We start from the raw sequence: 26,627 nt of genomic DNA, 5'->3' as shown, positions 1-26,627 counted from the left end.
CCGACGTCAGGCACTCAGGGGTCCTCTCAGGCAGGTGACCGCGTGGCGCGCGCGGGCCCGGACCTCGTCGAGGTCGGCGCCGAGGGCGGTCACGTGGCCGATCTTGCGGCCGGGACGGACGTCCTTGCCGTAAAAGTGGATCTTGATCCCGGGGTCGTTGGCCATCACGTGCTCATAGCGCGAATAGACGTCGGGGTCGGGGCCGCCCAGCAGGTTGGCCATCACCACGACGGGGGCGGCCATCTCGGGCGAGCCCAGCGGCAGGTCGAGAACGGCCCGCAGGTGCTGCTCGAACTGGGAGGTGCGGGCGCCCTCGATCGTCCAGTGCCCGGAGTTGTGGGGGCGCATCGCCAGCTCGTTGACCAGCAGGCCGGTGGAGGTCTGGAACATCTCCACCGCCAGCAGCCCGGTCACGCCGAGCTCCTCGGCGATCGCCAGGGCGATCCGCTGCGCCTCGGCGGCCAGCTCGGGGTCGAGCCCGGGGGCGGGCGCGATGACCTCGACACAGATCCCGTCCTCCTGGACGGTCTCCACCACCGGATAGGCCACGCCCTGCCCGTGGGGCGAGCGCGCCACCAGCACGGCGAGCTCCCGCTCGAAGGCCACGACCTCCTCCCCGATCAGGTCGATCCCGGTCGCCACGACCTCGTCGACCTCGGCCTGGGTGCGCGCCACCCAGACGCCACGCCCGTCGTAACCGCCCCTGACGGCCTTCAGCACCACCGGCGCGGTGAAATCGGCCGAGCTCCACCGGGGGCACGGCACCCCGAGCGCGGTCAGCCGCTCCCGCATCACCCGCTTGTCCTGCGCGTGGACCAGGGCCGAGGCACCCGGACGGGCCGGCACACCGAGGCTCTCGATCAGCTCGGTCGGCACGTGTTCGTGGTCGAAGGTCACCACGTCGCACCCCTTGGCGAACTCGGCCAGATCTCCCGCGTCGCGGTGGTCGCCGAGCCGGGTGTCGACGACGACCTTGGCCGCGCTCTCGTCACGGGACCCGGCCAGCACCCGGAGGTCGACGCCGAGGGCGATGGCGGCCTGCTGGGTCATCCGGGCCAGCTGCCCGGCTCCGACCATGCCGACGATGAAAGGGCTGTTCACGAACGCGAAGTTTACCCAGCCCAGGTCAGGCGTTCGTCATGGAGGCCAGCCTGCGGCCCATCCCGACCGTGGTCATCCGGCCGTCGGCGTCGACCCTGGTGGCCAGGAACAGCAGTTCCTCGGCCGTCACCTCGCCGAGCCGCCCGTGACCGGCGAAACCCCGGATGTCGGCGTCGGCGAAAACCGGCTTGACCAGCTCGTCGCGGCCCGGCCCGGGGGTCTGGGTGGTGACCAGGCGGAGCGTGTGGAAGACGAGGGACGCGCCGCCGGGCAGGGCCAGCGAATGGGCGGGCGCTCCGGTGACCAGGCGCACGTCCACCGAGACCCGGTCGGGACGGTATTTGGTCGCGCTGCGGGTGATCTCGTCGCGCAGCGCGCGCAACGGGTCGCCGGAGGAGACCCGGATGCCGTTCACGCCCGTCGGGTCGGTCAGATAGGTCAGGCAGCGCTGGGACACCAGGCCGGCGACAGGTTTGGGCTTGTCGTCGCCTGCGGGCACGACGGCGTCGGTGACGTGCACCTCCGGGGCGTCCTTCGGCACCGGGACCGGCCCCAGCGCGAGCCGCCAGCCGCCCTTCGCCTGGGTGAAGACGAAATAGGCCGGGTCGGGCTCGCGGGCCAGCACGGCGAACCAGGGCCTGCCGGGGGTACGGCGGGTGGGCAGGTAGAACTCGGGTTCCGTGTAGGCGAACCCGGCGCTCTTGTGCCCGAACGCCGTGGCCGCGCAGGCAGAACCGGCCAGCTCGGAGACGGGGGCGGCGACCAGCCCGGCCATCTCGGCGCAGTCGCTGTCGTGCCAGGCGGCGTCGAGCACCTGGAGGCCGGCGAAGGCGCGTTCGGCGGTCTCCTGCGTGAGGATGCCGGCCTTGCGGGAAGGGGTCTCCCGTGCCGTGGTCTCCGCGGGCTGCCCGCCGCAGGCGGTCAGCAGCCCCAGGGCGATGCCTGCGGTCAGCGTGCGGCTCAGTCGGCCCATGGGGATGCCCGCACCTCTCCAAATGTGCGCGCGCGTGTGAGGTCGGGCGCCAACGTAGCTCGTGTGGGCTCCGATCGGGCCGCAAAGTCTGAAATTTCTTGAAATGTTCTTGGACGACCTGGGCAGAAAGGGACTCAGAGGAAGCTTTCAGCCCGCTTCACAGGTCCAACCGGTAGCCTGAGTCGACCCCACCCCACCAGGAAGGACTGTGCGGCTCGTGCAGCAACTCATCCGCGGCGCGTACGCGCGATTCGCCACCCTCCTCCGTGAGTTGATCAAGTTCGGCGCCGTCGGCGCCGTCGCCTTCGTGGTCAAGTTCGGCCTGGTGAACATCCTCTGGACCATGTGGGGTTCAGAGGGCACGCTGATCGCCAACGTCATCGCGACGGTGATCGCCACCACGGTCGCCTACTTCGGCAACCGGTTCTGGACCTTCCGCCACCGGGAGCAGAGCGGCCTGGCCCGCGAATACGTCCTGTTCTTCGTGTTCAACGGCGTGGGCCTGCTGATCGAGCTGATCTGCCTCGGCTTCATCCGCTACACGCTCGGCCTCGACAGCCTGCTGGCCAACAACGTCGGCCTCGTGATCGGCACCGGCTTCGGCACGCTCTTCCGCTTCTGGTCGTACAAGCGCTGGGTGTTCCTGGCCCCGCCCGAGGAGCCCGCGGTGGAGGAAGCCGCGGTCCAGGGCGAAGGTCAGGCGGGGCCGCTCACCACGCGGTAGCCGATCTCGTCGTCGCCGACCTTCCGCAGGAAGATCGCGAAGGTGGCCGGCCGGGGTTTCACCAGTTCCAGCCGCCCGCCGTCGGCGGCGACCAGCGACCGCGCCAGCGTGAGCCCGAGCCCGGTGCCGCTGCCCCCGGTGACACTGCGTTCGAAGATGCGCGTACGGATCTTCTCCGGCACCCCGTCGCCCTGGTCGGAGACCTCGATGACGATGGACTTCTCCGAGCTCGTCGTGGTTATCGACACGATGCCGCCGCCGTGGTGCAGCGAGTTGTCGAGCAGCGTGGCCACGACCTGGCTGAGGCCGCCCGTGGTGGCCAGCGCCCGAAGGCCCCGGCTCCCGGTGAGCTGGATCGACCGGCGGGACCGCCGGAACGCCGGATCCCACTCGGTGATCTGCTGCACCAGCACGTCGTCGACGTCGATCGGCTCGGCCTGGGCGTGACGCTGGCGCCGGGCCGCGTTGAGCAGCTCGTCGATCACCGCCGTCAGCCGTTCGGCCTGGACGATCGCCGCCTCTCCCTCCTCGCGCACGATGGCCGGCTGAGAGGCCGCCGCGACGATCTCCTCCAGGCGCATGGTGAGCCCCGTGAGGGGCGTGCGGAGCTGGTGGGACGCGTCGGTGGCGAACTCGCGCTCCCGTCCGAGCAGCTCGGAGATGCGGATCGCGCTGCGGTCGAGCACCTCGGCGACCCGGTCGAGCTCGGGGATGCCGTAGCGGTGTTTGCTCGGCCGGGCGTCGCCCGAGCCCAGCCGCTCCGCGATCTTGGCCAGATCGAGGAGCGGCAGCGTGAGCCGCCGCGACGTCACGACCGCCAGCCCGATGGCCACGACCAGGGCGGCGACCGCCAGCGCGATGGTCAGCAGCAGCCGCGCGCGGATGTCCCGGTCGATCTCCGCGGTGTCGCGGCTGAGCCGGACGACCCCGTTCTCGGAGCGGGCGTCCTCGGTCAGCGACCGGTTCACCGGGGGTTCGACGCCGACGGTGATCGGCTCGATGCCGCGGAACGCGACCTGGATGAACCGGTTGGGGTAGTTCCGCTCCAGTTGCTTGGGATCGACCGGCTGCTCCTGGCTGATGGCGTATTCGACGCTGATCAGCACGCGCGTGGCCTCCGCTCGGAGCTCCTGCGCGGCCTCGTCGTTGATGAGACGTACGACGACAACACCGAGGGGAACTCCGAGCAGCAGCACCGCGATGACCGCGACGAGCAGCATCGAGGAGAGCAGACGCCTCCGCATGCCCCTTACTCGCGTTCGAAGCGGAAGCCGACCCCTCGGACGGTCGTGATGTACCGCGGCTTCGCCGCGTCGTCACCGAGCTTGCGCCGCAGCCAGGAGATGTGCATGTCGAGGGTCTTGGTGGAACCCCACCAGTTGGTGTCCCAGACCTCCCGCATAATCTGCTCCCGGGTCACGACCTTGCCGGCGTCGCGCACGAGCACGCGGAGCAGGTCGAATTCCTTGGTGGTCAGGTGGAGTTCCTTGTCGCCCATCCAGGCCCGGCGCGAGTCGGCGTCGATCCGGACGCCCTGGACGACCGGGGTCTCGGAGGTCCCCCGGCGGAGCAGGGCCCGGACCCGGGCGAGCAGTTCGGCGAGGCGGAACGGCTTGGTCACGTAGTCGTCGGCCCCGGCGTCGAGACCGACCACCGTGTCGACCTCGTCGACACGAGCGGTAAGGATCAGCACGGGAGTGCCGTGGCCCTCGGCCCTGATGCGGCGGGCGACCTCCAGGCCGTCCATCTCCGGGAGACCGAGGTCGAGAACGATGAGGTCGACGCCTCCCGAGAGTGCCCTTTCCAGGGCCTGCGGGCCGTCGGGGCTCACCTCGACTTGGTAGCCCTCCCGGCGCAGGGCGCGCGCAAGCGGCTCGGAGATCGAGGTGTCATCCTCGGCGAGAAGTACGCAGGTCATGGAAGCGATCGTAGGACCTTAGGCGATCGTTTCCCGGGCACAGCGCGCGGTTTGACTCGTCGTTGACCCATCAATTGACCTGGGCAAACATGGACAAAGCCGTTTTTGCAGCGGCATGTCGGGGCGGCCCGGAGCCCCCGATCCGGCCGGTGAAAAGCGAACGCCCGCCGGTGGCCCGGCGGGCGTTTCTCGCGGCCCCGCATCTCGGCTGCGACCCGGCTGCCTCAGGACGCGGACGGCGGCTCGGCGTACCGCTGGAGGTACAGAGCGTCACCGAGCGTCTCCATGAGGGACAACTCGGTCTCCAGGTAGTCGATGTGGTGTTCCTCGTCCTTGAGGATCTCCTCGAACAGCAGCGCCGAGACGATGTCGCCGCGCTCACGCATCAGGGCGATGCCGGGCTTCAGGCGCTTGACGACGCCGAGCTCCAGTTCGAGGTCGCTCTGGATCTGCTCCTTGACGGTCTGGCCGACGTGGAGCGTGAAGAGCTTCTGGTAGTTGGGCAGGCCGTCCAGGAAGAGGATGCGGTCGGTCAGCGCCTCGGCGTGGCGCATCTCGTCGATCGACTCGGCCCGGGTGAAACTGGCGAGCTTGGTGAAGCCCCAGTTCTCCTGCATCTTGGCGTGGAGGAAGTACTGATTGATGGCCGTCAGCTCAGACGTAAGCTGCTCGTTGAGCAGCGCAATGATGTCCGTGTCGCCCTGCATGCCGGGGCCCCTTGCCTAAGCGGTGGTGATCAAACTCTCTGACCGCTTCAGAATGGCACAGATCTTCCGGACACAAGAGGCGCAGTCGCCGCCGGCTCCGGTGGTGTCGCGGATCTGCCGGACCGACCGGGCGCCGTTGGCGATGCAGTCGTGCACCTCGTTCTCGGTGACGGCTCGGCACACACAGGCGTACATCCGGGGGACCCTTCGGAGCTCGTAAGGTAAGGCTCTCCTAAGGTAACCGATGAAGGTAAGGCTTGCCTATGTGAGGCGGGCCACAGTGTTTCCGAGGCAGGTTCATCGCGCGAGCCACGGCCGGCCTTCGGCCGTCCGCGTCTCGCTTTCAATGACCGTCCACCACTCCGTCGGAGGCGTCCTCGACCAGCCGGAACAGGTCGGCGCGGATGGTCTGGATCTTGGGGATGTCGCGGTAGTCGATGACGCCGCGCTCGGACGCCGACTCTACCTTCAGCGTTCCGCTGCCCAGCACGCGTTCCATCAGGGTCTGGTCGGAGCTGACCGAGTTGACCTTGGCCAGCGGGATGTCGTCCTGCGACTTGGACAGGACGCCGGTGCTGATCGTGAAGCGATGGGTGGTCAGGGTGTAGGCGGTCGTCTTCCACCGCAGGTAGGGCACGAAGGCCAGCAGCGCGAGCGCGACCACCGACACCACGGCGACCGCGAGGCGCGCGATGCCGGAGTATTCGTAGTCGCTCGGAATGAAGTAGATCGCGGCCGACGACGCGGCCACGACGAGAACCAGCGCGAAGAACGGACCGACAAGGCGCTTCCAGTGCGGGTGGAACGAGTGGACGACTCGCTCACCGTCGGTCAGGTGGTGATCGGGGAGACCCATGGGGCACATCGTGGCACGTACCGGTCCGTAGCGGGGCCTAGCCGTCGCCGTCGGTCGTGGTGTCGGGTTTGGCGTGCAGGATCTCACGGGCCTGGTCGGCGGCACGGGCGATGCTCTCGCCGATGAACTGGACGAACCGGGCGATGTTCTCCAGGCGGGCGGCGGCCGGGGTGCCCGTGCCGAGGACGCCGACGCCCTGGCGGGCCATCTCGGCGAGCTGGAAACTGCCCTGGGCGCTGGCCATCACCGATTGGTACATGACGTCGTCGTCAACGACGTAACGCTCGCGACGGCGCTCGTCGCGCTCCCTCCGGACGAGGCCCTGGCCCTCCAGGAACGTGATCGCCTTGGAGATCGAGGCCGGGCTGACGTCGAGACGCCCGGCGAGCTCGGCCGCCGTGAGGCTGCCCGTGTCGGTGGTGTAGAGGGCGGCCAGCACGCCGGCCGTGATCTTGGGCAGCCCCTGGGCCATGAGGACGGTGGCGAAGGTCTCCTCGTATTCGCGCACGGCTCCGGCGTCGCGCCCCCGGGTCTGCCGGGAGGTGTCGGGGTCGCGGGGCCTGGCCTTCTTGCGGGAGCGGGCCCTCTGCTCGGCGGCGCGGTGGGCGAGGTCGGGGCGGTAGGCGGTGGGCCCGCCGTTGCGCATGACCTCACGGGTGACGGTCGAGGTCGGGCGGTCGAGGCTGCGGCCGATCTCCGCGTAGGCCAGGCCGTCGGCCAGCCCCAGCGCGATCCGCTGACGCTCCTGCTGGGTGAGTCTGCCTCCCGGCATCGCGGTCTCCTCCGGTCGTACGTGATGCGACCACCATAGCGTTCATTCTCCATCCATCGCAACGCATTGCGCCGAAGGCATTGCGTTAGATTTCCAAGAGTTGCAATGATTTCGCGTTTTTGAGCTGCGCATATATCGATCTAAGGCTACGACGTGCTTGCTCAATTCTTGAACGCAACGTAGCGTTTGCGATGTCAGAAACGAACTCCCCAAGGAGCGCACGATGCGAAAGTTCGACACCCCCGGCCCCGTCTCCGCCGTCCTCGACATCCCCGCCGGGCAGATCCGGTTCATCGCCGCCGACCGGGCCGACACCACGGTCGAGGTCCGGCCCGCGGACGCGTCCAGGAACCGTGACGTGAAGGCCGCGGCCGAGACCCAGGTGGCCTACGCCGACGGGGTCCTGCGGATCGAGACGCCGGCTGCGGCGAGCAAGGTCCTCGGCCCGTCCGGGTCGATCGAGGTGACGGTCCAGCTCCCCGCCGGTTCCCGCGTCGAGGCCAGGGCGGCCCTGGCCGAGTTCCGCGGCGTCGGCCGGCTCGGCGACGTCTCCATCGAGGCCGCGCAGGGCACCGTCAAGCTCGACGAGACCGCGGGCGCCCGGCTCACCCTCCAGGCCGGCGACATCTCGGTCGGCCGCCTGGGCGGGGCCGCTCGGCTCACCACCCAGAAGGGCGACCTCAGCGTCACCGAGGCCATGGGCGGCGCACTCACGCTGCGCACCGAGGCCGGTGACATCTCGGTCTGCGCCGCCGCCGGGGTCTCCGCCTCGCTCGACGCCGGCACCGGCTCCGGCCGGATCCACAACGCGCTCACCAACGCGGGTGCCCCCGCCCTGACCATCCACGCCACCACCGCCTACGGCGACATCAGCGCCCGCAGCCTCTGACCACGCGAGGAGAACCCGCCATGTCCAACCTCCAGAAGATCATCGACGAGATGGTCGAATCCGGCTTCACCGGCGTGACCCTGCGCGTCAACGACGAACACGGCGAATGGACCGGCAGCGCCGGGGTCGCCGAGCTCGGCCGGCCCGAGAGGCCCCCGGTCGACGGGCGCGTCCGGATCGGCAGCAACACCAAGACCTTCACCGCGACCGTGGTGCTCGGGCTCGTGGCCGAGGGCCGGATCGAGCTCGACGCCCCGGTCGCCGGGTACCTGCCCGTCGAGGGGCTCGACCCGAGGATCACCGTGCGGATGCTGCTCCAGCACACCAGCGGCGTCTTCAACTTCACCGGCGAGTACTTCCCCGACGGGACCTTCGTCCCGGGCATCCCCGCCACGACCGCGGGCAAGGAGTGGGTGGACAACCGCTTCAGGACCTACCGGCCGGAGGAGCTGGTGGAGCTGGCGCTGGCGCAGCCCGCCCGGTTCGAGCCGGGGACCTCGTGGAGCTACGCCAACACCAACTACGTGCTGGCCAGGCTGCTGGTCGAGAAGGTCACCGGGAACTCCCTCGCCGAGGAGACCCACCGGCTGATCCTCGGGCCGCTCGGCCTGACCGGCACCCTCCTGCCGGAGACCGACCCGGATATCCCCGGCCCGCACGCCCACGCCTACTACCGCTACGAGGAGGACGGCCGGCCGGTGACGGTCGACGTCACCCGCCAGAACCCCTCGTGGATCTCCACCGGCGGCGACATGATCTCCACCAGCCGGGACCTCCACACGTTCGTCTCCGCGCTCACGGGCGGCAAGCTCCTGCCCGCCGCCCTGATGACGGAGATGTTCACTCCCTATCCCGACATCGGCTACGGCCTGGGCGTGTTCGTCCAGCCCGCGGGCGAGAACGGGACCGTCATCACCCACAACGGCGGCATGGCGGGCCACGCGGCGCTGATGTACAGCACCCCCGACGGCGGCACCACCCTGACCGCCACGCTCAACTACGTCGACGACCCCGGGATGTCGATGGGCGCGGCCTTCCAGACGGCGGTCGCGCGGCTCGTCGCCGAGGTCTTCGGCGGGCGGAGTGACTCCTAGAGACGCCCCGCCCGCCCAATCCTCAGAGGCGGGCGTGGACCACGTCGCCCGCGCTCAGCGGATGGTCGACGCCGCCGCTCCTGACGATGAGCTGGCCCGACTCGCTGATGCCGGTCGCCCGCCCGGTGAGCACCCGCTCGCCGGGCAGTTCGACCCGGACCTCCCGCCCCACGGTCGCGCTCGCGGCCAGGTAGGCGGCCCGCAGGCCGGACGCCTCGGCGTCGCCCCCGGCCAGGCACCAGTCGCGGTAGAGGCGTTCGAGATGGCGCAGCACCCCGGTCAGCAGCCGGTCGCGGTCGAGGGAGACCGCACCGGCCAGCGCGAGCGAGGTGGCGTGGCCGACGGGAAGCTCGGACTCGCGGAGGCTGACGTTGAGGCCCATGCCGATGACGACGGCCGAGTCGATGCGCTCGGCCAGGATGCCGGCCAGCTTGCGCTCGTCGTGGAGCAGGTCGTTGGGCCATTTGAGCCTGACGTCGACCTCGCCTGCCTCGCGGATCGCGGTCGCGGCGGCCAGGCCGAACAGCAGCGGGAGCCAGCCCTGCCAGGCGACCCGGACCTCCGGCCGCAGCAGGACGGAGAAGGTGAGCCCCGAGCGCGGCGGGGCGATCCAGACGCGGCCGAGACGGCCCCGCCCGGCGTACTGGGACTCCGCCACCAGGACCGCGCCCTCGCGGACGCCGTCGCGGACGGCCTGGGCGAGATCGGCGTTGGTGGAGCCGGTGCGCTCGACGACGGTGAGGGACGACCACAGCGATCCGGGTCTGACCATCTCGGCCCGGAGGGCGGCCTGGGACAACTGGGGGCGGTCCAAATCGGGATACGAGGGTTCGGGCACGACTGCCATTCTCCCTTCCGAACACCGCTCTGTTCGACGAACAGTCGATGACCTGGGATTACTACCCGATGTAGTGGCCGCTATCCGTGGGCCCAAACCTTCGGCATAATCTGTCCGTTATGAGAACTTGGGCGAGCTGGAAGCCCTTCGGCATCGGCGAGCGTAAACCCAATAACTACCTGGAGTTGTGGAAGGCCTTCCGCGCGGTGAAAGGCAACCGCCGGTACGCCTGGCGCCTGCTCACCCAGGGGACCTGTGACGGCTGCGCCCTCGGCACCAAGGGCATGCGCGACTGGACCATGGACGAGGTCCACCTGTGCAACATCCGTCTTCGACTGCTCCCGCTGAACACGGCCCCCGCGCTCGACCCGGCCCGGCTGGCCGACGTGTCGGGCCTCCCGGCCAAGAGCGCGGATCTGCGGGCACTGGGGCGGCTGCCCTACCCGATGATCAGGCGTGCCGGTGAGCCGGGCTTCACGCGGCTCTCCTGGGACGAGGCGCTGGACACCATCGCGCCCCGAATGACGGGAAATATCGGCGTATATCTGACGAGCCGGGGCGTGCCGAACGAGAACTACTTCGCCGCCCAGAAGGCGGTGCGGGCCCTCGGCACCAACTCGGTCGACAACGCCGCCCGGATCTGCCACTCGCCCTCGACGGTCGCGCTGAAGCAGGCGATCGGGTCGGCCGCGACGACCTGTTCGTACACCGACTGGATCGGTTCCGACCTGATCGTCTTCGTCGGCAGCAACCCGAGCAACAACCAGCCCGTCGCGATGAAGTACCTCTACCACGCGAAGAAGGCCGGGACGAAGATCGCGATGGTCAACGCCTATCGCGAGCCGGGCATGCAGAAGTACTGGGTGCCCTCCAACGTCGAGTCGGCCGTCTTCGGCACGAAGATCACCGACCACTTCTTCCCGGTCAACATCGGCGGCGACATCGGCTTCCTGAACGGCGTGCTGAAGCACCTGGCCGAGAACGACTGGCTCGACCGCACCTTCATCGAAAACAGGACCGAGGGCTTCGACGAGGCCCTCGACGCCGTCAAGTCGCAGTCGTGGGAGGAGCTGGAGGCCCTCTCCGGCTCCACCAAGTCCGACATGTACGAGATGGCCCGCCTCCTCGGTGAGGCGAAGTCGGCCGTCCTCGTCTGGTCGATGGGCGTCACCCAGCACACCTACGGCGAGGACAACGTCCGCGCGATCGTCAACCTGGCGCTGGCCCGCGGCTTCCTCGGCCGCGACCACTGCGGCCTGATGCCGATCCGGGGCCACAGCGGCGTGCAGGGCGGCGCGGAGATGGGCGCGTACGCGACCGGACTGCCCGGCGGCCTGCCGATCACCGAGGAGAACGCCCGGAAGTTCGCCGACCTGTGGGGCTTCGACCTGCCGCTGGCGCCGGGCATGACGGCGACCGACATGATCGACGCGGCCCACAACGGCTCACTGGACGTGCTGGTCTCCTCCGGAGGCAACTTCCTCGAGGTGCTGCCCGACCCCCGGTACTGCCGGGAGGCCCTGGAGCGGCCCTCGCTGCGGGTCCACATCGACATCGTGATGTCGTCGCAGATGCTCGTGCCGGGCGAGACGGTGATCCTGCTGCCCGCCCAGACCCGCTACGAGATGGCGGGCGGCGTCACCGAGACCTCGACCGAGCGGCGGATCATCTACTCCCCCGAGGTCAAGGGCCCGCGCGTCGGCGAGGCCTGGCCCGAGTGGAAGATCTTCACCGAGCTCGCGGCCCGAGCCCGGCCCGAGCTCGCCGCCAAGCTCCGCTACTCGGGCACGGCGGAGATCCGCGAGGACATCGAGAAGGCCGTGCCCTTCTACGCGGGCATCGCCAAGCTCGCGAAGTTCGGCGACAACGTCCAATACGGCGGCCGGCACCTTCCCTTCGGCACCGCGCGCTTCGCCCCGGTGGAACTGCCGGCGCTGCACCGGCCCGACGGGACGTTCCTGGTCGCGACCCGGCGCGGCAAGCAGTTCAACAGCATGGTCCACGAGCGGGTCGACGGCTTCAACGGCGCCACCCGCGAGGCCGTGCTGATGAGCCCGCACGACGCCGACCGGCTCGGGCTGCCCGACGGGACCGAGGTCGAGCTGACCACCGACAGCGGTTCCCTGGTCGGGAAGGTGCTGCGGGCGCCGCTGACTCCGGGGAACATCCAGGTCCACTGGCCCGAGGGCAACGTGCTGCTCGACAAGGCGCGCCGCTCGCCCGACGCGAAGATCCCCGACTACAACGCCTTCGCGACACTGACCCGCCATGGGTGACCGTCCGGTCGCCCGCTACCGCATCCGGTCCGTGACCACGGTCACGGACCGGGAGCGGAGTGACGAGGTGGCGACCGAGGAGCCGCTGGAGATCCGCATCACCTCCGGCTCGGAGCGGCGCACCCTGGCGATCACGATGCGGACCCCGGGCTCGGACTTCGAGCTGGCCGCCGGGTTCCTCAACGGCGAGGGCGTCACCGGCATCGAGGCCATCGCCTACTGCACCGACGAGGACGTGCCGCCGGAGGCGCGGTTCAACACGGTGACCGTCCGGCTGCGCGGCCCGCTGCCCGACCTTCCCGGCCTCGACCGCTATTTCGTGACGTCGAGCGCGTGCGGCGTCTGCGGCGCGGCCAGCCTCGACGCGCTGCGCGACAAGTGCGTCCCCCTGGTGAGCGACCACCTGGAGATCACGGCGGACACGCTGCGCGGCCTGCCCGCCAAGCTCCACGCCGCCCAGGGGGTGTTCGGCCGGACCGGCGGGCTGCACGCCGCCGGGCTGTTCACGGCGGAGGGCGAGCTGATCAAGCTGCGCGAGGACGTCGGCCGGCACAACGCCGTCGACAAGGTCGTCGGCTGGTCGCTGCTCAACGACGCGCCCCGGCCGGTGCTGCTGGTGTCCGGCCGGGCGTCGTACGAGATCATGCAGAAGGCCCTCGCGGCCGGGATCTCGGTCGTCGCCGCCGTCTCCGCGCCCTCGTCGCTGGCTGTCGACGTGGCGCGGGAGTTCGGCATGACGCTCGTGGGGTTCCTCCGCGAGGAGCGCTTCAACGTATACGCCGGATCAGCCCGTGTTCTGCAGGCCGGCGGCGACGCCGTTGACGCTGAGCAGTAGCAGCGTCGAGAGGCTCTCGCGCTCGGCCTCGCTCAGGTCCTCGCTGGTCCGCAGCGCGGTCAGCGCCCGCAGTTGCAGGTGCGACAGCGCGTCGACGTAGGGGTCGCGGAGCTGGACGGCCCGGGACAGGACCCTTCGCGACTCCAGCAGCCGGGAGTGGCCGGTGATCTCCAGGACCAGCCGCCGGGTCAGGTCGTATTCGTCCATGACCTGCTTGAAGAAGTCGTCGCGGCCGCCCAGCGCCAGATAACGGCTGGCGATGGCGCGGTCGGTCTTGGCCAGCGACATCTCCACGTTGTCGAGCAGCGAGGCGAACAGCGGCCACTCCTTGTAGGCCTCCCGGAGTTCCGCCTGGCCTCCCGCGTCGAGGACGGCGGCCAGGCCGGAGCCCAGGCCGAACCAGCCGGGGAGGTTGACCCTCGTCTGGGCCCAGGCGAACACCCACGGGATGGCGCGCAGGTCGTCGAGCGACTTGGGCGCCCCCAGGCCGCGGCGGGCCGGGCGGGAGCCGAGGCGCAGCGAGCCGATCTCCTCCAGCGGGCTGACCGCCGAGAACCATTCGGGGAAGCCGGGCGCCTCGGTCAGGCCCCGGTAGGCCCGTTCGGAGGCGGTGGCCACCTGGTCGGCCAGGTCGCGGAACTTCGCGGCGGCGTCGGCGGTGCGCTCCTCGACCTTGCTGGTCGAGGCGAGCAGGACGGCGTTGGTGACCTGCTCGATGTGGCGGCGGGCGATGGCCATGTGGCCGTAGCGGGCGAAGATGACCTCGCCCTGCTCGGTGACCTTGAACCGGCCGTTGACCGAACCCGGCGCCTGGGCGAGCACCGCCCGGTTGGCCGGTCCGCCGCCCCGGCCCAGGGCGCCGCCCCGGCCGTGGAAGAGGGTGAGCGTGATGTCGTTGTCGGCGGCCCACCGGGTCAGCGCGGCCTGGGCGTCGTAGAGGCGCATGGTCGCGGCGGCCGGGCCGAGCTCCTTGGCGGAGTCGGAGTAGCCGAGCATGACCTCCACCCGGCGGCCGTTGGCCGCCAGCCGCCGCTGCACGGGCTCGGAGGCGATCATCCCGGTCAGCACCCGCACCGAGTTGTCGAGGTCCTCCCCCGACTCGAACAGCGGCACCACGTCGAGCACCGGCGCGCGGTCGCCCAAGGCGTGCTGGGCCAGGGCGTAGACGGCCAGGATGTCGTCGGCCGAGCGGGTGAACGAGACGACGTAGCGGGAGCAGGCCGTCACCCCGAAGCGCTCCTGGATCCAGGCGATGCTCCGGATCGTGGCCAGCACCTCTTCGGTGCGCTCCGACCGGGCCCCGCCCGCCTCGATCTCGGCGAGCGCGGAGGCGTGCACCTGGGAGTGCTGCCGGACCTCCAGCTCGGCCAGGTGGAACCCGAAGGTCTCCACCTGCCAGATCAGGTGCTGGAGTTCGCCGTACGCCTGCCGCACCGCGCCCGCCTGCAGGAGCGAGTCCTGCGCCAGCCGCAGATCGGTGAGCAGGTCGGCGGGCGACCGGTAGGCGAGGTCGAGGTCGCGCCGCCGGGTGGCGGCGATCCGGCCGGCCACGAACAGCAGCCACTGCCGGTGGGGTTCCCGGGGGGACCGGGTCGACATCTCGGAGACCAGGTCGGGGAAGTCGCCCTCGGCGCGGGAGAGGGCGGCGCGCAGCTGCGGCGAGAGCGGGGTGCGCTCGGCGGCCAGCGTCATCGTGCGGCCGATGCGGGTGGCCGCGTTCTCCAGCGCGATCAGCACGTGTTCGTTCTGGATCAGCAGGGCGTCGCGGGTGACCTTCGAGGTCACGTTGGGGTTGCCGTCGCGGTCGCCGCCGATCCAGGAGCCGTAGCGGATGTAGGGGCGGGCGATGGGCGCGCGGGTGCCGGTGCCGGGTTCGAGGGCGCTGTCGAGCGAGCGGTAGATCAGCGGCACCGCCCGGAAGAGCGTCTCGTCGAAGGCCGCCATGGCGGTCCGGACCTCGTCGAGCGGGTCGAGCTTGGTCGACCGGAGCTGGGCGGTCCGCCACAGCAGGTCGACCTCCTCGCGCAGCCGCCGCTTGGCCTCCTGCTGCTCACCGGCGCCGCGGCCAGGCGTGTTGTAGAGGTCGAGGTGGGCGCTGATCCGCTGGATCGCGGTCACCACGGCCCGGCGCCGCGCCTCGGTCGGGTGGGCCGTGAGCACCGGCCGGAACTCCAGATCGCCGATGAGCCGGTCGAGCTCCTCGGACCCCACGTCGCTCCGGAGCGCCCGCACCGCTTCCGGCAGCGACTCGGGGACCGGGACGTCGTCGCGGTCGCGCTGCCGCAGGATGCGGATGCGGTAGTGCTCCTCGGCCAGGTTGGCGAGGTGGAAGTAGCACGTGAAGGCCCGCGCGATCAGCACGGCGCGGTCGATCGGCCAGTCGGCGACCAGCGCCGCCACGTCGTCGACCGTGGTCTCGCGTCTGCGGGCGGCGATCACCGCTTTGCGCAGGCGTTCGACATCGGCCAGGAGGTCGGGGCCGCCGTCTTCGGCAATAGCCTGCCCCAGGATCTCTCCCAGGAGGCGGACGTCGGCGCGGAGGTCGTCGGGCATCTCGGTGACGGCGCTGTGGCGGTCTTCGTGAGACAGGGCGGCCATGGTTGGAAGACTAGCGAGTGCCCCAGGTCACGCTGAGACCGGTCTCACCCATTGGACTAGACCACTGCTCAGGTGGGCTTCGAGACGTCCGCCAGGAGCTCCGGCATCCGCCGGAGGCCGATCACCGACGCCCTGCGGCGGGCGAGCCAGGCCAGCCCGAATCCGAGCACCGGCATCAGTGCCGACACCCAGACGTAGCCCGCCATGACCGGGATCAGCACCGGCAGCGACAGCACCCCGCCGCCGACCATGGAACCGATCGACGACAGGAACGCCTGCCCGCCCTGCCCGGGGGCGGCGCCGGTGAAGGCGTTGATCCGCTCGGGCTGGGTGTAGGGGATGTAGACGCTGGTGAACGACCCGACCGCGAAGACCAGCCCCATCACGCCCCAGCCGACGAGCGCGGCCGGGAGGATCCATTCGGGCCGGGTCAGCAGCCCGGTCGCCACGGCGGTCACCGCGAGCAGCGGGAAGCCGATGAGGCAGATGGCGAGATGGCGTCCGGCCAGGTCGGAGCGGAGCGCCTCGGGCTTGGCGTAGACGACGGCGTTCATCCACAGCGCCCTGCCGTCGATGCCGAAGCTGTTGGTCGCCTGGAGCGCCATCACCAGGCCGCCCAGCCAGACCGGGAAGATCCCCATCCAGACGATCGGCTCGCCGCCGGTGGTGTTCCGGGTGGAGAAGATCATGATGACGACCACGGCCAGGACGCTGGCCCAGGTCACCCGCCCACGGGGGTCGCGGCGGGCGTACTTGAGCTCCTTGGCGGCGACGGCCCCCACCACCCCTTCGGGGAGCACCCCGCCGAACCGCGACCGCCGGACGCTGCCGCCGCTCTGGCTGGAGGCGTCGGGCCGCACCAGCGCGGCCTTCAGCGCGACGATCCACAGCCACGCGCACGCCACCGTGAACACCGCCACGGCCACGATCTCGGCGAGGCCGACGAGCCCGCCGTCGGCCATGGCGTGGACGACCATGCCGGTGGGCGTCCACCGCAGCACCCCGGCCAGCGCCGCGATGGCCTCCAGCCCGATGTCCAGCCCGGAGTTGAGCAGCAGGCCGGGCACCTGCGTCCCGAGCACGACGAGGATGACCGCCACGGCCAGCACGTCACGCCCCCGCCGCGACCGCAGCACCCCGGACAGCCCGGTCGTGACCAGCCGCGACACCACGAGGCAGCAGGCGAACGCGATCGGCACCCCGACGATCCCGAGGAGCACCCCGGTCACCGAGCGCCCCACCCCGAAGATCGCCCCCGTCATCGCGAACAGCGAGGCGAGCGGCCAGATCCCGACGGCCGAGGAGGCCAGCAGCCCGCGCGCGAGCTGCCCGGTGCGCAGCGGGAACAGCGCCAGCCGGGCGGGGTCGAGCGTGTCGTCGAGCCCGAACATGAGCAGCGGCCCGGCGATCCACATGGTCAGGATGGCCGAGAAGAAGATGATCCCGAGGTCGGCCGCCAGCCCCGGATCGACCGCTCGCGGCGCCGACAGGAAGTAGAACCCGGCGATGGCGACGAGCAGCCCCGCGATCAGCGAGAAGAGGAACCCGGCCCGCCGCCCGCCGGTCCCCTTGAGGCTCCCGGCGATCAGCCGCAGCTTCAGCCGGACGAAGACCCCAACCACGTGAGCCCCTCCTCTCCCGACCCGCCGGCCCCGACGAGCTCCAGGAAGGCCTCGTTGAGCGTCCGCCCGCTCTTGACCTCGTCGGTCGGCCCCTGCGCGACGATCTGCCCGCGCGACATCACCGACACCCAGTCGCACAGGCGCTCGACGAGATCCATGACGTGGCTGGAGAAGACGACCGTGGACCCCGAGGCGGTGTAGCGGCGCAGCACCTCGGCCAGCGTGTTGGCGCTGACCGGGTCGACGCCCTCGAAGGGCTCGTCGAGGAACAGCACGGCCGGGTTGTGCAGCAGCGCGGCGGCCAGCCCGATCTTCTTCCGCATGCCGGTCGAGTAGTCGACGACCAGCTTGTCCTGCGACTCGGTGAGGTCCATGACCGCCAGCAGCTCGGCGGCCCGCTTCTCGCCCTCGGCCCGGGGGATCCCGCGCAGCTCGGCGTTGTAGGCCAGCAGCTCCCGCCCCGAGAGCCGCTCGAACAGCCGCAGCCCTTCGGGCAGCACCCCGATCGACGCCTTGACCCTGACGGGATCGGCCCACGCGTCGGCGCCGTGGATCTCGACCAGCCCGCCGTCGGGCCTGAGCAGCCCCGTGATCATGCTGAGCGTCGTCGTCTTCCCGGCCCCGTTGGGCCCCACGAGCCCCGCGAAACTCCCGGCCGGTACGACCAGATCAACCCCAGCGACCGCAACCTGCTGCCCGAAGGCCTTCACCAGGCCCCGCGTCCGAACCGCCTCCGTCATGCCTCCACTCTGCCCTGACCCCACGGCATCCGGCCTTGCCGATCCCTGCCACAAGGTCACAATTTCCCGACGATGCCCGCCGGTGGGCTATCCGGCCAGGAGATCGATCTGTTCGGCCTGTTCGTCGCCGACGGAGATGGTGAACCTGACTCCCATCGCCCTGCCGATCCGGTCGAGCATCTCGAGCGTCGGAGTCCCGCCGCCCAGCTCGATGCGGGACAACGCGGGCTGGGAGATCCCCGCCCGTTCGGCGACCTCGGCCTGGGTGAGGTTCCGGGCCACGCGGACCTCGCGGAGCCTGTCGCCCAAATCCATGTCCCGGAGCGCCCGCGTGTATTCCGGATGCTCCTCTGCCTCGCCTTCCAGGAGCCGTTTGGCCTTGAGCGTCTTCCACGTGCTGTGTCCAGCCATCACGACCTCCTGTCGAACACGTGGGTGGTGGTCATGTCATGTCCGAGCTGGCATGCATTCTTCGCCTTCACCGCACGCTCCACATCATCATGCTGTGGCCCGTTGCGCGTCTTGGCAAACACCGTGAGCAGGATGATCATCCTGCCGCCCGGCCTCCAGAACGTGATGCGCCAGGACCGCTCCTCAAGAGGCACCCGCAACTCGCTGACACCCTCACGCAGGCTTTTGATGTGATGGCCGTCGGGCTGACCGCGCCTCTCCACGAGATGCCGGTCCACCTTCGCCATCACCCGGTGATACTGCCCAAGTGGCAGTTCAGCCAGCCATGCCTCCACCTCGGGCTCCAACGCGATCTCGACCATACCTTGGATGGTATATACCTTCCATGGTATGAGCGGGAGAATCAGAAAGCCAGTCCCGGCTACACGTCGCTCGATCGCCTGGCGGCGAAGTGGTTGACCGCCCACAGCAGGACGCCGATGGCCAGGAGGACGAGGGCCCGCAGGTAGACCGAGCCCTCGCGGCCGGTGATCGGGAGGATGAGGACCACGCACGCTACCGCGCCGAGCACCGGGGCCCAGACCGGGGCGTGGAAGTGGTCGTGCTCGACGGTCTCCCTGCGCAGGACCAGGACCGAGATATTGACGATCGTGAAGACGCCGAGCAGCAGCAGGACGGTCGTGTCGGCCAGGCCGCCCACGTCGCCGGTGCTGACCAGGACGACGGCGATGGCGACGGTGAAGAGGATGGCGACCCACGGGGTCGAGCGGCCGTGGTGGACCAGGCCGAAGACCTTCGGGACGATGCCCTCCCGGGCCATCCCGTAGACCAGCCGGGAGGCCATCAGCATGTTGATCAGCGCGGTGTTGCCGACGGCCAGCAGGGCGATCAGGGCGAACAGCTTCGGGGGGAACTCCAGGCCCGCGACCTTGACCACTTCGAGCAGCGGGCCGCTGGAGTTCCGCAGGGTCTCGGTGTCGACCAGCATCGTGGCGGTGAAGGCCACCGCGAGGTAGATGAGCCCGGCCACGGCCAGGCCGCCGAACAGGGCGCGGGGGTAGTTCCGCTGCGGGTCCTGGGCCTCCTCGGCGAGGTTCACGGAGTCCTCGAAGCCGAGGAGGGCGTAGAAGGCCAGGGCGGTGCCGCCCAGGATGCCGAGGAAGGCGCCGTTCTCCGGGTGGAACTCCAGGGCGCGGGAGGGGTCGCCGTCGCCGGTCAGGAGGGCGTACACGCCGATGGCGATGATGACGAGCAGGCCGAACGCCTCGATCAGGGTGAGCACCACGTTGACCTTGACCGACTCGGAGATGCCGGCGAAGTTCACCAGGGTCACCAGGGCGAGGAAGATCAGGGCGCCCACGACCGTCGGCAGGGTCACGAACTCGGCGAGGTAGGTGCCGCCGAACGCGCGGGCCGCGGCGCTCGCCGAGGTGACGCCGCTCATCAGGACCGCGAAGGCGACGATGAAGGTCAGGAAGGGGATGCCGAAGGCGCGGTTGGTGTAGAGGGCCGCGCCGGCGGCCTGGGGGTATTTTCCGACCAGTTCGGCGTAGGCGGTCGCGGTCAGCGCGGCCAGCACGAACGCCACCAGGAACGGCAGCCACAGCGCGCCGCCGACCTCGCCGGCGACCTTCCCGGCCAGCGCGTAGATGCCGGCGCCCAGGATGTCGCCGATGACGAACAGCAGAAGCATGCGGCGTCCGATGACGCGCTTCAGACTCGGGGCCTGCGTGGTCATGGCACGCGACTACCCTGCGTGACGCGGCTCACGCGCGGGCCCCCTACCGAATTCACGGCGATCGGCCGGATTACCCTTGCGCCATGACTGCTGAACCGGTGCCTGAGATCGACGTGCACACGACCGCGGGGAAGATCGCCGACCTGGAGCGGCGGCTCGACGAGGCGGCCCACGCGGGGTCGGCGCGCGCGGTGTCCAAGCAGCACGAGAAGGGCAAGATGACGGCCCGGGAGCGCCTGGAGGCGTTCCTCGACGAGGGGTCGCTGGTCGAGTTCGACGAACTGGCCCGCCACCGGTCGACCAGCTTCGGCATGGAGCAGGAGCGGCCCTACGGCGACGGCGTGGTGACCGGCTACGGGACCGTCGACGGGCGGCCGGTCGCCGTGTTCGCCCAGGACTTCACCGTGTTCGGCGGGTCGCTCGGCGAGGTGTTCGGCGAGAAGATCGTCAAGGTCATGGACCACGCCCTCAAGACCGGCTGCCCGGTCGTCGGCATCAACGACTCCGGCGGCGCGCGCATCCAGGAGGGCGTCGTCTCCCTGGGCCTGTACGCCGAGATCTTCCGCCGCAACGTCCACGCGTCGGGCGTGATCCCGCAGATCTCGCTGATCATGGGGCCGTGCGCGGGAGGCGCGGTCTACTCCCCCGCGCTGACCGACTTCGTGCTGATGGTCTCCGAGAAGTCGCACATGTTCATCACCGGGCCCGACGTGATCAAGACCGTCACCGGTGAGGAGGTCACGTTCGAGGAGCTCGGCGGGGCCCACACGCACAACTCCAAGTCGGGCGTGGCCCACTACGAGGCCACCGACGAGCAGGACTGCCTCGACTTCGCGCGGGCGCTGCTGTCGTACCTGCCGTCCAACAACCTCGACGAGCCGCCCGTGTTCGACGCCGAGGCCGACCTCACGGTCACCGACGAGGACCGCGAGCTCGACACGCTGATCCCCGACTCGGCCAACCAGCCCTACGACATGACCACGGTGCTCTCCCACGTGCTCGACGACGGGGAGTTCCTGGAGGTCCACGCCGGGTTCGCGCCGAACATCCTGGTCGGGTTCGGCCGGGTCGAGGGGCGGCCGGTCGGGATCGTGGCCAACCAGCCAATGTCGCTGGCGGGCACGCTCGACATCGCGGCCTCGGAGAAGGCGGCCCGGTTCGTGCGGACCTGCGACGCGTTCAACATCCCCGTGCTGACCTTCGTCGACGTGCCCGGCTTCCTGCCGGGCACCGACCAGGAGTGGAACGGCATCATCCGGCGCGGGGCCAAGCTCCTGTACGCCTACGCCGAGGCCACCGTGCCCCTGGTCACCGTGATCACCCGGAAGGCCTACGGCGGCGCCTACGACGTCATGGGCTCCAAGCACCTCGGCGCCGACATCAACCTGGCCTGGCCCACCGCGCAGATCGCGGTCATGGGCGCCCAGGGCGCGGTGAACATCCTCTACCGCCGCGAGCTGGCCGCTGCCAAGGACCCCGACGCGGCCCGCGCCCGCTACATCACCGAGTACGAGGACACCCTCGCCAACCCCTATCTGGCCGCCGAGCGCGGATACGTCGACGCGGTGATCCGGCCGTCCGACACCCGGGTGAAGATCGTCCGGTCGCTGCGGACGCTGCGGAACAAGAGGGCCTCCCTGCCGCCGAAGAAGCATGGGAACATCCCGCTATGACGGACCTCAGGATCGTGCGCGGCGACGCGACGCCGGAAGAGGTGGCCGCACTACTGGTAGCGCTACGTCATATTTCACTGACGGAGCCGGAACGTGAGCCGAGTCCGCCCAGGTGGCGGGACCCTTCGCGAAGGATGCGGGGAAACGTCCCCCCAAGGCCCGGTAAGGGGACCTGGTGGGCCAGCGGACTACCCGAATAGACAGGCATTAGATCGGCCGAACCGGGTGTCAAGTGGCCCAAGAGTTGGGAGTATCTCCAAAAGGGCAATACCAGCTAGACCAACAACACACGGAGACGAGGCCTGGAGGACGCGATGGCCATCCCGGACCTCGCACTGCACAGCATGGCAAAATATGCGGTTCTCGTCGACGTCGGTTATCTGTACGCAGCCGCCGGCGAGGTTTTGCTGGGCGCGAAGGAACGCAAGGAATATCGGGTCGCGGCCGACGAGCTGATCCAATTCCTGCAGAAACACGCGATGGAGCGCCACCAGGGCGAACTCCTGCGTGTCTATTGGTACGACGCCGCCCGCGACCGGGTTCCCACGGTCGACCAGCGGGTGATCGCCCAGCTCCACTATGTGAAGGTTCGGCTTGGCAACCTGAACGCGCGCGGCCAGCAGAAGGGCGTCGACGCGCAGATACGGAGCGACCTGGAGGCGCTGGCCCGGCACCATGCCGTCAGCGACACCATCTTGATCGCCGGTGACGAGGACATGGTCCCTGCGGTGGAGGCCGCCCAGGCCTACGGCGTCCGGGTGCACCTGTGGGGGGTCGAACCGCCTTTCGGCACCAACCAGGCCGAACGGCTGGTCTGGGAGTCCGACACCGTTGAGATCATCACCGCTGACGCCCTGAGGCCCTTTTTCACGCGTGCTCCCATCCCGGTGGCGGTCACCCCGCCGCCCTCACCGGCCCAGGTCTTCGCGGGGCGGACCGCGAAACCCGCCGCTCCCCCGCAGAAGCAGGCGGGACAGCCCAAACTCGGGCCCAGCCGCCCGAGGGTGGAGGAGGTCGGCGAGCACGTGGCGCAGAAGTGGATCCTCACGCGAGGCCGCGACAACATCCGCGACCTGCTCCCGGGCCCGCTGCTGCCGACGGTCATCGACACCGAGCTGCTGATCGAGGCGGAGAAGGAGCTGGGCCACTCGCTGCGCCCCTACCCCGAGGCCCGCGTGTGGCTGCGCGACGGCTTCTGGGCGCGGGTCTACCGCGAGTTCGACCTGGGCGTCGGGGTCTCCTCGAAGTAACCGGGCGTTCTCCCTGGTCAGTGCCGCTCACTCGCAAACCGCGTGTGCGGAGCACACGCCATCGACAAGTCCGAATTCCGCCAGCCCAGGCTCAGGAGCTGGGCGTAGCGTTGCCGGCGTGGACACACTCGACTTCGAAGAGCGCTACCTGGCGATCTCGGCCAGAGACCGCAGGTTCGACGGGCGGTTCTACACGGCGGTGACCTCGACCGGGATCTACTGCCGGCCGATCTGCCCGGCGCGCACGCCCGCCCGCAAGAACGTGCGGTTCTACGACCACGCCGCCTCGGCCGAGGCGGCCGGGTTCCGGCCGTGCCGGCGGTGCCGGCCCGAGCTGTCGCCGGGCGCGCCGGGATGGGACGTCCGGGCCGACCTGGTCGGCCGGGCGCTGCGGCTGATCGACGACGGGGTCGCCGACGACGGCGGGGTGGCCGAGCTGGCCCGGCGGCTCCACGTCAGCGAACGCCACCTGCACCGGCTGTTCGCCGCCGAACTGGGCACCGGGCCGCTCGCGGTGGCCCGGACCCGGCGGCTGCTGCTCGCCAAGCAACTCCTGACCGAGACCTCGCTGCCGATGGCCGACGTGGCCTTCGCCGCCGGGTTCGGTTCGGTACGCCAGTTCAACGCCGCCATGAAGGACTCCTACCGGTTCGCCCCCAGCGATCTGCGCAAGACCGACGGGCCGATGGCGGCGGGCGGCCTCACGCTGCGGCTGGGCGTCCGGCAGCCGTTCGACGCGCGGGCGCTGCTGGCCTTCCTCGGCGCGCGGGCGATCCCGGGCGTGGAGGAGGTCGTCGACCACGCCGTCTACACGCGGCGGGTGCCCGGCGGCGAGGTCACGCTGACCCCGGTCACCGACCATGTGCGGCTGACCGTGACCGGCGGGGACACCCGGCAGCTCGCCCGGATCGTGGCCCGCTGCCGCCGCCTGCTCGACCTGGACGCCGACCCCCACGCCATCGTCGCCGCCCTCGGGCCGACCACGCTCGGCCCGCTGGTCGCGGCCCGGCCGGGGCTGCGGGTGCCGGGCGCGTGGGACTCCTTCGAGCTGCTCGTACGGGCCATCGTCGGCCAGCAGATCTCGGTCGCCGGGGCCCGCACGATCCTGGGCCGCATCGCCGCCCGGTCGGCGGAGATCTTCCCGTCGGCCGAGGAGATGGTGAGCCTCGACCTCGACGGGCTGGGCATGACGACCCGCCGGGCCGCCACGCTCCGGGTCGCGGCCAAGGCGGTGGCGTCCGGGGAGATCGACCTGGACGCCGCCGACCCGGCCGAGACGGTCGCCGCGCTGGTCGGACTGCCCGGGATCGGGCCGTGGACCGCCGGTTACGTGGCCCTGCGCGCCCTGCGCGACCCCGACGCGTGGCCCGACGACGACCTCGGGCTGCGCCGCACGATGGCCGCGCTGGCCATCCCCCCGAGTGAGACCGAGCGCTGGCGGCCCTGGCGGGCCTACGCCGCGCTGCACCTCTGGAACGCCGAGGAGAAATCATGATCATCGCACAGACCGTGCGGACCCCCGCCGGACCGCTGGCGATGCTGGCCAGGGACGACGTGCTCGTGGCGGCCGGCTTCACCGGCGACCCCGAGGCCATGTTCGCCCGGCTGTCCCCGGAACTGCGGAAGCTGGGCCTGGCCGTCGGGGAGGTGCCGGGGGCGGCGGGAGCCGTAAAAGAATATCTGGACGGACGCCTCGACGCCCTCGACGGCGTCGCGGCCGTCCAGCCGGGGACCGAGCGGCGGCAGCGGCTTCTCACCGCGCTGCGCGGGGTCAGGGCCGGCACGACGGTGAGCTACGCGGAACTGGCGCAGCGGGCCGGAATGCCGCGGACGGCGGCCCGCGCGGCGGGCGGGGCGTGCGCGCAGAACCTGGTCGCGCCGTTCGTGCCGTGTCACCGGGTGTTGCCGTCGACCGGCGGATACGGCGGCTACTACTACGGGACCCCGGTCAAGGAATGGCTGCTCGCCCACGAGGGCGCGCGTCTGTGACCGGGACGGGGCCGTGATCGTGCGCCGAAGGAGATGTGACGGACGCACGATCACGGGCTTGGAGGACTACCCCTCGACAGAGGTTTGCACCTCACCCACCGGGATGTCTCGGGTCACCGTCGCCTCCACCGGATCGTAGACGAAGGGGACGACAGACTGGTCGACGTTGCTCGTCACCGGCCACACCGACGTCACCGTCATCGTGTAGACCTTGCGCGGCTGGTCGATCGACGCCCGCTTGTAGGTCACCCCGCACTGGAAATCGCCGCCCTTGACGTAGGGCCGGCCGGTCGTGCCGCAGTTCGTCGCCACGGTGGCGCGGTCGGGGACCGTGGTGCCGGGCTCGATCTCGATCTTGTCCAGGGTGGCGGTGACGGTGGCCGACATGACGCCCGGCAGGGTCGCGGTGACCGACCGGGTGGTCTCGCCGGTGTTGCCCAGCCAGACCCAGGTCGGCAGGTTGACGTAGCTCTTCGCGTCGGGATTGACCTCGATCGTCGGTTCCGGCACGGTCAGGGCGGCGCGGGCGATCTGGAGGAGTTCCTCCATGGTGATCCCCCCGGCCGGAGTCTCGCCGTCGGGCACCCAGAGCGCGCCCTGGAGGTTGGACCAGCAGGCCATGCCGCCCGGGTCGGCGGCGTTGTAGGCCGGGGACCACCAGCGGCCGTCCTGGCCGACCTTGTCCTTGTACTGCTCCAGGAACTTCTGGAAGTCCTCCTCGGTGCCGCCCGGGTTGGTGTGGAACCACCAGGTGCGCAGCTCCTCCTGGGTCTTCAGCATGTTCTCGGCGGTCTTGCCGGGTTCGTACCAGCAGGGCCGTTTGATCTTGTAGCCGTCGGCGCGGCCGTTGGTGCCGGTGCCGCTGATGACGATGCTGGAGTTGGACAGGCGGACCCCGACGGTCCGGCCGGTCTGGAAGCCCTCGCCGTGGGCGCCGCCGGGAGCGGGGTTGGCGGTGACCAGGTTCAGGGCCAGGGTCAGCGCGAGCGCGGCTTTCACCGTTGGCACTCCTTCGCGGCTTGGTCGGGGTACGCGGCGTGCTGGAAGAGCTTGACGCGCCAGGTTCCGTCGTCCCCTCGCCGTACGGCGGCGACCTGGAAGTAGATGGATTTGGGAGGCTTGGTCCAGTTGGGCTGGTCGGCCACGGGAGTGTCGGTGGCGTCCACGACCTTCACGCCCGAGGTGTCGACGCAGGCGTCGATCTCGGCGCCCCTGCCGTCGACGGCGGCGACGCGGATCGAGTAGAGCTTGGCGGTGCCCTGGGCGGAGGTTTTCGTCCTGGTGAAGCTGCTCACCCAGGCGTACGCCTCGCGGCTGGCGGCGTCCTCGACGCCGGTCAGGTAGGTCTCGTCGGCGCCGCCCGACGCGACGGCCCTCCACTGGTCGACGTAGGAGTCGGTGAAGGCGGTGATCATGTCGTCGCGCTGGTCGGGCCACTCGATCGAGACCGAGAGGTCGTCGGTGATGGCGATGGACTCGGCGGTCGCCGGGGGCGCCGCCTCGGCGGCGGCGTTCGACGGGGCGGCCCCCTGGGGGGTGAAGCCCCGCTCCGCCGGGGCTCCGCAGGCGGTCAGGGCGGTGACGAGACCGATGACGGCTAGCCGGCGCACGCGGTGAACGTAA

Annotated in this window: 27 protein-coding genes; 10 read left to right on the top strand and 17 right to left on the bottom strand. The window is 70.4% G+C overall.

Annotation, left to right across the window (positions count from 1 at the left end):
* Window positions 1–6: 6 nt before the first annotated feature.
* Together AW270_RS31350 and AW270_RS31345 are read right to left on the bottom strand one after the other, a co-directional pair.
* Window positions 7–1,077 carry a 5-(carboxyamino)imidazole ribonucleotide synthase gene (locus tag AW270_RS31350; RefSeq protein ID WP_061299755.1) on the bottom strand — a complete coding sequence of 357 codons (1,071 nt, stop codon included), beginning with the start codon at window positions 1,075–1,077 and terminating at the stop codon, window positions 7–9.
* Window positions 1,078–1,126: 49 nt separating this feature from the next.
* Entirely contained in the window at window positions 1,127–2,074 is a 948-nt protein-coding gene (locus AW270_RS31345; protein ID WP_061299734.1) for a hypothetical protein, read from the bottom strand.
* Between the two features lie 217 nt (window positions 2,075–2,291).
* On the opposite strand from AW270_RS31345, the gene AW270_RS31340 reads away from it, so the two are divergent.
* Window positions 2,292–2,798 carry a GtrA family protein gene (locus tag AW270_RS31340; RefSeq protein ID WP_061299753.1) on the top strand — a complete coding sequence of 169 codons (507 nt, stop codon included), beginning with the start codon at window positions 2,292–2,294 and terminating at the stop codon, window positions 2,796–2,798.
* Here AW270_RS31340 and AW270_RS31335 read toward each other — a convergent pair.
* The 6 genes from AW270_RS31335 to AW270_RS31310 all read right to left on the bottom strand — a co-directional run bounded on the left by AW270_RS31335 (window position 2,771) and on the right by AW270_RS31310 (window position 7,051).
* Entirely contained in the window at window positions 2,771–4,042 is a 1,272-nt protein-coding gene (locus AW270_RS31335; RefSeq protein ID WP_061299733.1) for an ATP-binding protein, read from the bottom strand. The two genes, AW270_RS31340 and AW270_RS31335, sit on opposite strands and share 28 nt — an antisense overlap.
* Window positions 4,043–4,047: 5 nt before the next feature.
* Window positions 4,048–4,716 carry a response regulator transcription factor gene (locus AW270_RS31330; RefSeq protein WP_030451323.1) on the bottom strand — a complete coding sequence of 223 codons (669 nt, stop codon included), beginning with the start codon at window positions 4,714–4,716 and terminating at the stop codon, window positions 4,048–4,050.
* Window positions 4,717–4,940: 224 nt separating this feature from the next.
* Window positions 4,941–5,423, bottom strand: coding sequence for a bacterioferritin (gene bfr, locus AW270_RS31325; protein WP_061299732.1), 483 nt, complete (start codon window positions 5,421–5,423; stop codon window positions 4,941–4,943).
* A 15-nt stretch (window positions 5,424–5,438) separates the two neighbouring features.
* Window positions 5,439–5,618: a (2Fe-2S)-binding protein gene (locus AW270_RS31320; protein WP_061299731.1), complete on the bottom strand. Its 180-nt coding sequence runs from the start codon at window positions 5,616–5,618 to the stop codon at window positions 5,439–5,441.
* A 148-nt stretch (window positions 5,619–5,766) separates the two neighbouring features.
* Window positions 5,767–6,279, bottom strand: coding sequence for a PH domain-containing protein (locus AW270_RS31315; RefSeq protein ID WP_061299730.1), 513 nt, complete (start codon window positions 6,277–6,279; stop codon window positions 5,767–5,769).
* A gap of 37 nt (window positions 6,280–6,316) precedes the next feature.
* Window positions 6,317–7,051, bottom strand: coding sequence for a helix-turn-helix domain-containing protein (locus tag AW270_RS31310; RefSeq protein ID WP_061299729.1), 735 nt, complete (start codon window positions 7,049–7,051; stop codon window positions 6,317–6,319).
* Between the two features lie 223 nt (window positions 7,052–7,274).
* Between AW270_RS31310 and AW270_RS31305 the strand changes: the two genes are divergently transcribed.
* Together AW270_RS31305 and AW270_RS31300 are read left to right on the top strand one after the other, a co-directional pair.
* Complete coding sequence (locus AW270_RS31305) at window positions 7,275–7,940, top strand: DUF4097 family beta strand repeat-containing protein (protein WP_061299728.1); 666 nt, start codon at window positions 7,275–7,277, stop codon at window positions 7,938–7,940.
* Window positions 7,941–7,960: 20 nt separating this feature from the next.
* Entirely contained in the window at window positions 7,961–9,034 is a 1,074-nt protein-coding gene (locus AW270_RS31300) for a serine hydrolase domain-containing protein (protein WP_061299727.1), read from the top strand.
* A 22-nt stretch (window positions 9,035–9,056) separates the two neighbouring features.
* Here the strand turns inward: AW270_RS31300 and AW270_RS31295 are convergent, their stop codons facing one another.
* Window positions 9,057–9,872: a biotin--[acetyl-CoA-carboxylase] ligase gene (locus AW270_RS31295; RefSeq protein WP_061299726.1), complete on the bottom strand. Its 816-nt coding sequence runs from the start codon at window positions 9,870–9,872 to the stop codon at window positions 9,057–9,059.
* Window positions 9,873–9,991: 119 nt separating this feature from the next.
* Here AW270_RS31295 and AW270_RS31290 point away from each other — a divergent pair, with 119 nt between their 5' ends.
* Complete coding sequence (locus AW270_RS31290) at window positions 9,992–12,148, top strand: FdhF/YdeP family oxidoreductase (protein WP_061299725.1); 2,157 nt, start codon at window positions 9,992–9,994, stop codon at window positions 12,146–12,148.
* Window positions 12,141–12,983, top strand: coding sequence for a formate dehydrogenase accessory sulfurtransferase FdhD (fdhD, locus tag AW270_RS31285; RefSeq protein WP_061299724.1), 843 nt, complete (start codon window positions 12,141–12,143; stop codon window positions 12,981–12,983). Before AW270_RS31290 ends, fdhD begins: the two co-directional genes overlap by 8 nt.
* Here fdhD and AW270_RS31280 read toward each other — a convergent pair.
* The 6 genes from AW270_RS31280 to AW270_RS31255 form a co-directional block, all read right to left on the bottom strand.
* A complete protein-coding gene (locus AW270_RS31280) occupies window positions 12,933–15,581 on the bottom strand; it encodes a phosphoenolpyruvate carboxylase (protein ID WP_061299723.1) in 2,649 nt (882 codons plus the stop codon). The two genes, fdhD and AW270_RS31280, sit on opposite strands and share 51 nt — an antisense overlap.
* Before the next feature lie 68 nt (window positions 15,582–15,649).
* Complete coding sequence (locus AW270_RS31275; protein WP_061299722.1) at window positions 15,650–17,203, bottom strand: hypothetical protein; 1,554 nt, start codon at window positions 17,201–17,203, stop codon at window positions 15,650–15,652.
* Complete coding sequence (locus tag AW270_RS31270; RefSeq protein ID WP_061299721.1) at window positions 17,179–17,943, bottom strand: ABC transporter ATP-binding protein; 765 nt, start codon at window positions 17,941–17,943, stop codon at window positions 17,179–17,181. The genes AW270_RS31275 and AW270_RS31270 overlap by 25 nt, the downstream gene beginning before the upstream one ends.
* A gap of 87 nt (window positions 17,944–18,030) precedes the next feature.
* Window positions 18,031–18,354, bottom strand: a complete 324-nt coding sequence (locus AW270_RS31265; RefSeq protein ID WP_061299720.1) for a helix-turn-helix domain-containing protein — start codon at window positions 18,352–18,354, stop codon at window positions 18,031–18,033.
* Window positions 18,354–18,716, bottom strand: a complete 363-nt coding sequence (locus tag AW270_RS31260) for a type II toxin-antitoxin system RelE/ParE family toxin (RefSeq protein WP_061299719.1) — start codon at window positions 18,714–18,716, stop codon at window positions 18,354–18,356. Before AW270_RS31260 ends, AW270_RS31265 begins: the two co-directional genes overlap by 1 nt.
* Window positions 18,717–18,775: 59 nt before the next feature.
* Window positions 18,776–20,092, bottom strand: a complete 1,317-nt coding sequence (locus AW270_RS31255; RefSeq protein ID WP_061299718.1) for an APC family permease — start codon at window positions 20,090–20,092, stop codon at window positions 18,776–18,778.
* 83 nt (window positions 20,093–20,175) lie between these two features.
* Between AW270_RS31255 and AW270_RS31250 the strand changes: the two genes are divergently transcribed.
* From AW270_RS31250 to AW270_RS31235, 5 genes are all read left to right on the top strand, one after another.
* On the top strand, window positions 20,176–21,765 hold the full coding sequence (locus AW270_RS31250; RefSeq protein WP_061299717.1) for an acyl-CoA carboxylase subunit beta: 1,590 nt from the start codon (window positions 20,176–20,178) through the stop codon (window positions 21,763–21,765).
* Window positions 21,762–21,965 (top strand): acyl-CoA carboxylase subunit epsilon, encoded by a 204-nt coding sequence (locus tag AW270_RS38120; protein WP_082801963.1) that lies wholly within the window; start codon window positions 21,762–21,764, stop codon window positions 21,963–21,965. Before AW270_RS31250 ends, AW270_RS38120 begins: the two co-directional genes overlap by 4 nt.
* A 144-nt stretch (window positions 21,966–22,109) precedes the next feature.
* Entirely contained in the window at window positions 22,110–23,015 is a 906-nt protein-coding gene (locus AW270_RS31245; RefSeq protein ID WP_245674946.1) for an NYN domain-containing protein, read from the top strand.
* A gap of 118 nt (window positions 23,016–23,133) precedes the next feature.
* Window positions 23,134–24,510: a DNA-3-methyladenine glycosylase 2 family protein gene (locus tag AW270_RS31240; RefSeq protein WP_061299715.1), complete on the top strand. Its 1,377-nt coding sequence runs from the start codon at window positions 23,134–23,136 to the stop codon at window positions 24,508–24,510.
* A complete protein-coding gene (locus AW270_RS31235) occupies window positions 24,507–25,004 on the top strand; it encodes a methylated-DNA--[protein]-cysteine S-methyltransferase (protein ID WP_061299714.1) in 498 nt (165 codons plus the stop codon). Before AW270_RS31240 ends, AW270_RS31235 begins: the two co-directional genes overlap by 4 nt.
* Before the next feature lie 66 nt (window positions 25,005–25,070).
* On the opposite strand, the gene AW270_RS31230 is transcribed toward AW270_RS31235, so the two are convergent.
* Together AW270_RS31230 and AW270_RS31225 are read right to left on the bottom strand one after the other, a co-directional pair.
* Complete coding sequence (locus tag AW270_RS31230) at window positions 25,071–26,003, bottom strand: hypothetical protein (protein WP_157522882.1); 933 nt, start codon at window positions 26,001–26,003, stop codon at window positions 25,071–25,073.
* Window positions 26,000–26,614: a hypothetical protein gene (locus AW270_RS31225; RefSeq protein ID WP_061299713.1), complete on the bottom strand. Its 615-nt coding sequence runs from the start codon at window positions 26,612–26,614 to the stop codon at window positions 26,000–26,002. The genes AW270_RS31230 and AW270_RS31225 overlap by 4 nt, the downstream gene beginning before the upstream one ends.
* Window positions 26,615–26,627 lie beyond the last annotated feature (13 nt).

Origin of the sequence: Herbidospora cretacea (assembly GCF_001570605.1) — a bacterium.
Lineage (GTDB): Bacteria > Actinomycetota > Actinomycetes > Streptosporangiales > Streptosporangiaceae > Herbidospora > Herbidospora cretacea.
Note: the sequence above shows the minus strand (reverse complement) of the source record. Positions and strands in the feature narration are given on the sequence as shown.

What these genes read in the sequence shown, in the direction of transcription:
- AW270_RS31265 (WP_061299720.1), bottom strand. Translation starts at nt 18,354, where the DNA reads ATGGCTGGACACAGCACGTGGAAGACGCTCAAGGCCAAACGGCTCCTG.
- bfr (WP_061299732.1), bottom strand. Translation starts at nt 5,423, where the DNA reads ATGCAGGGCGACACGGACATCATTGCGCTGCTCAACGAGCAGCTTACG.
- AW270_RS31315 (WP_061299730.1), bottom strand. Translation starts at nt 6,279, where the DNA reads ATGGGTCTCCCCGATCACCACCTGACCGACGGTGAGCGAGTCGTCCAC.
- AW270_RS31305 (WP_061299728.1), top strand. Translation starts at nt 7,275, where the DNA reads ATGCGAAAGTTCGACACCCCCGGCCCCGTCTCCGCCGTCCTCGACATC.
- AW270_RS38120 (WP_082801963.1), top strand. Translation starts at nt 21,762, where the DNA reads ATGACGGACCTCAGGATCGTGCGCGGCGACGCGACGCCGGAAGAGGTG.
- AW270_RS31345 (WP_061299734.1), bottom strand. Translation starts at nt 2,074, where the DNA reads ATGGGCCGACTGAGCCGCACGCTGACCGCAGGCATCGCCCTGGGGCTG.
- AW270_RS31320 (WP_061299731.1), bottom strand. Translation starts at nt 5,618, where the DNA reads ATGTACGCCTGTGTGTGCCGAGCCGTCACCGAGAACGAGGTGCACGAC.
- AW270_RS31350 (WP_061299755.1), bottom strand. Translation starts at nt 1,077, where the DNA reads ATGGTCGGAGCCGGGCAGCTGGCCCGGATGACCCAGCAGGCCGCCATC.
- AW270_RS31245 (WP_245674946.1), top strand. Translation starts at nt 22,110, where the DNA reads ATGGCAAAATATGCGGTTCTCGTCGACGTCGGTTATCTGTACGCAGCC.
- AW270_RS31255 (WP_061299718.1), bottom strand. Translation starts at nt 20,092, where the DNA reads ATGACCACGCAGGCCCCGAGTCTGAAGCGCGTCATCGGACGCCGCATG.
- fdhD (WP_061299724.1), top strand. Translation starts at nt 12,141, where the DNA reads ATGGGTGACCGTCCGGTCGCCCGCTACCGCATCCGGTCCGTGACCACG.
- AW270_RS31330 (WP_030451323.1), bottom strand. Translation starts at nt 4,716, where the DNA reads ATGACCTGCGTACTTCTCGCCGAGGATGACACCTCGATCTCCGAGCCG.
- AW270_RS31250 (WP_061299717.1), top strand. Translation starts at nt 20,176, where the DNA reads ATGACTGCTGAACCGGTGCCTGAGATCGACGTGCACACGACCGCGGGG.
- AW270_RS31270 (WP_061299721.1), bottom strand. Translation starts at nt 17,943, where the DNA reads ATGACGGAGGCGGTTCGGACGCGGGGCCTGGTGAAGGCCTTCGGGCAG.
- AW270_RS31335 (WP_061299733.1), bottom strand. Translation starts at nt 4,042, where the DNA reads ATGCGGAGGCGTCTGCTCTCCTCGATGCTGCTCGTCGCGGTCATCGCG.
- AW270_RS31300 (WP_061299727.1), top strand. Translation starts at nt 7,961, where the DNA reads ATGTCCAACCTCCAGAAGATCATCGACGAGATGGTCGAATCCGGCTTC.
- AW270_RS31280 (WP_061299723.1), bottom strand. Translation starts at nt 15,581, where the DNA reads ATGGCCGCCCTGTCTCACGAAGACCGCCACAGCGCCGTCACCGAGATG.
- AW270_RS31235 (WP_061299714.1), top strand. Translation starts at nt 24,507, where the DNA reads ATGATCATCGCACAGACCGTGCGGACCCCCGCCGGACCGCTGGCGATG.
- AW270_RS31290 (WP_061299725.1), top strand. Translation starts at nt 9,992, where the DNA reads ATGAGAACTTGGGCGAGCTGGAAGCCCTTCGGCATCGGCGAGCGTAAA.
- AW270_RS31260 (WP_061299719.1), bottom strand. Translation starts at nt 18,716, where the DNA reads ATGGTCGAGATCGCGTTGGAGCCCGAGGTGGAGGCATGGCTGGCTGAA.
- AW270_RS31310 (WP_061299729.1), bottom strand. Translation starts at nt 7,051, where the DNA reads ATGCCGGGAGGCAGACTCACCCAGCAGGAGCGTCAGCGGATCGCGCTG.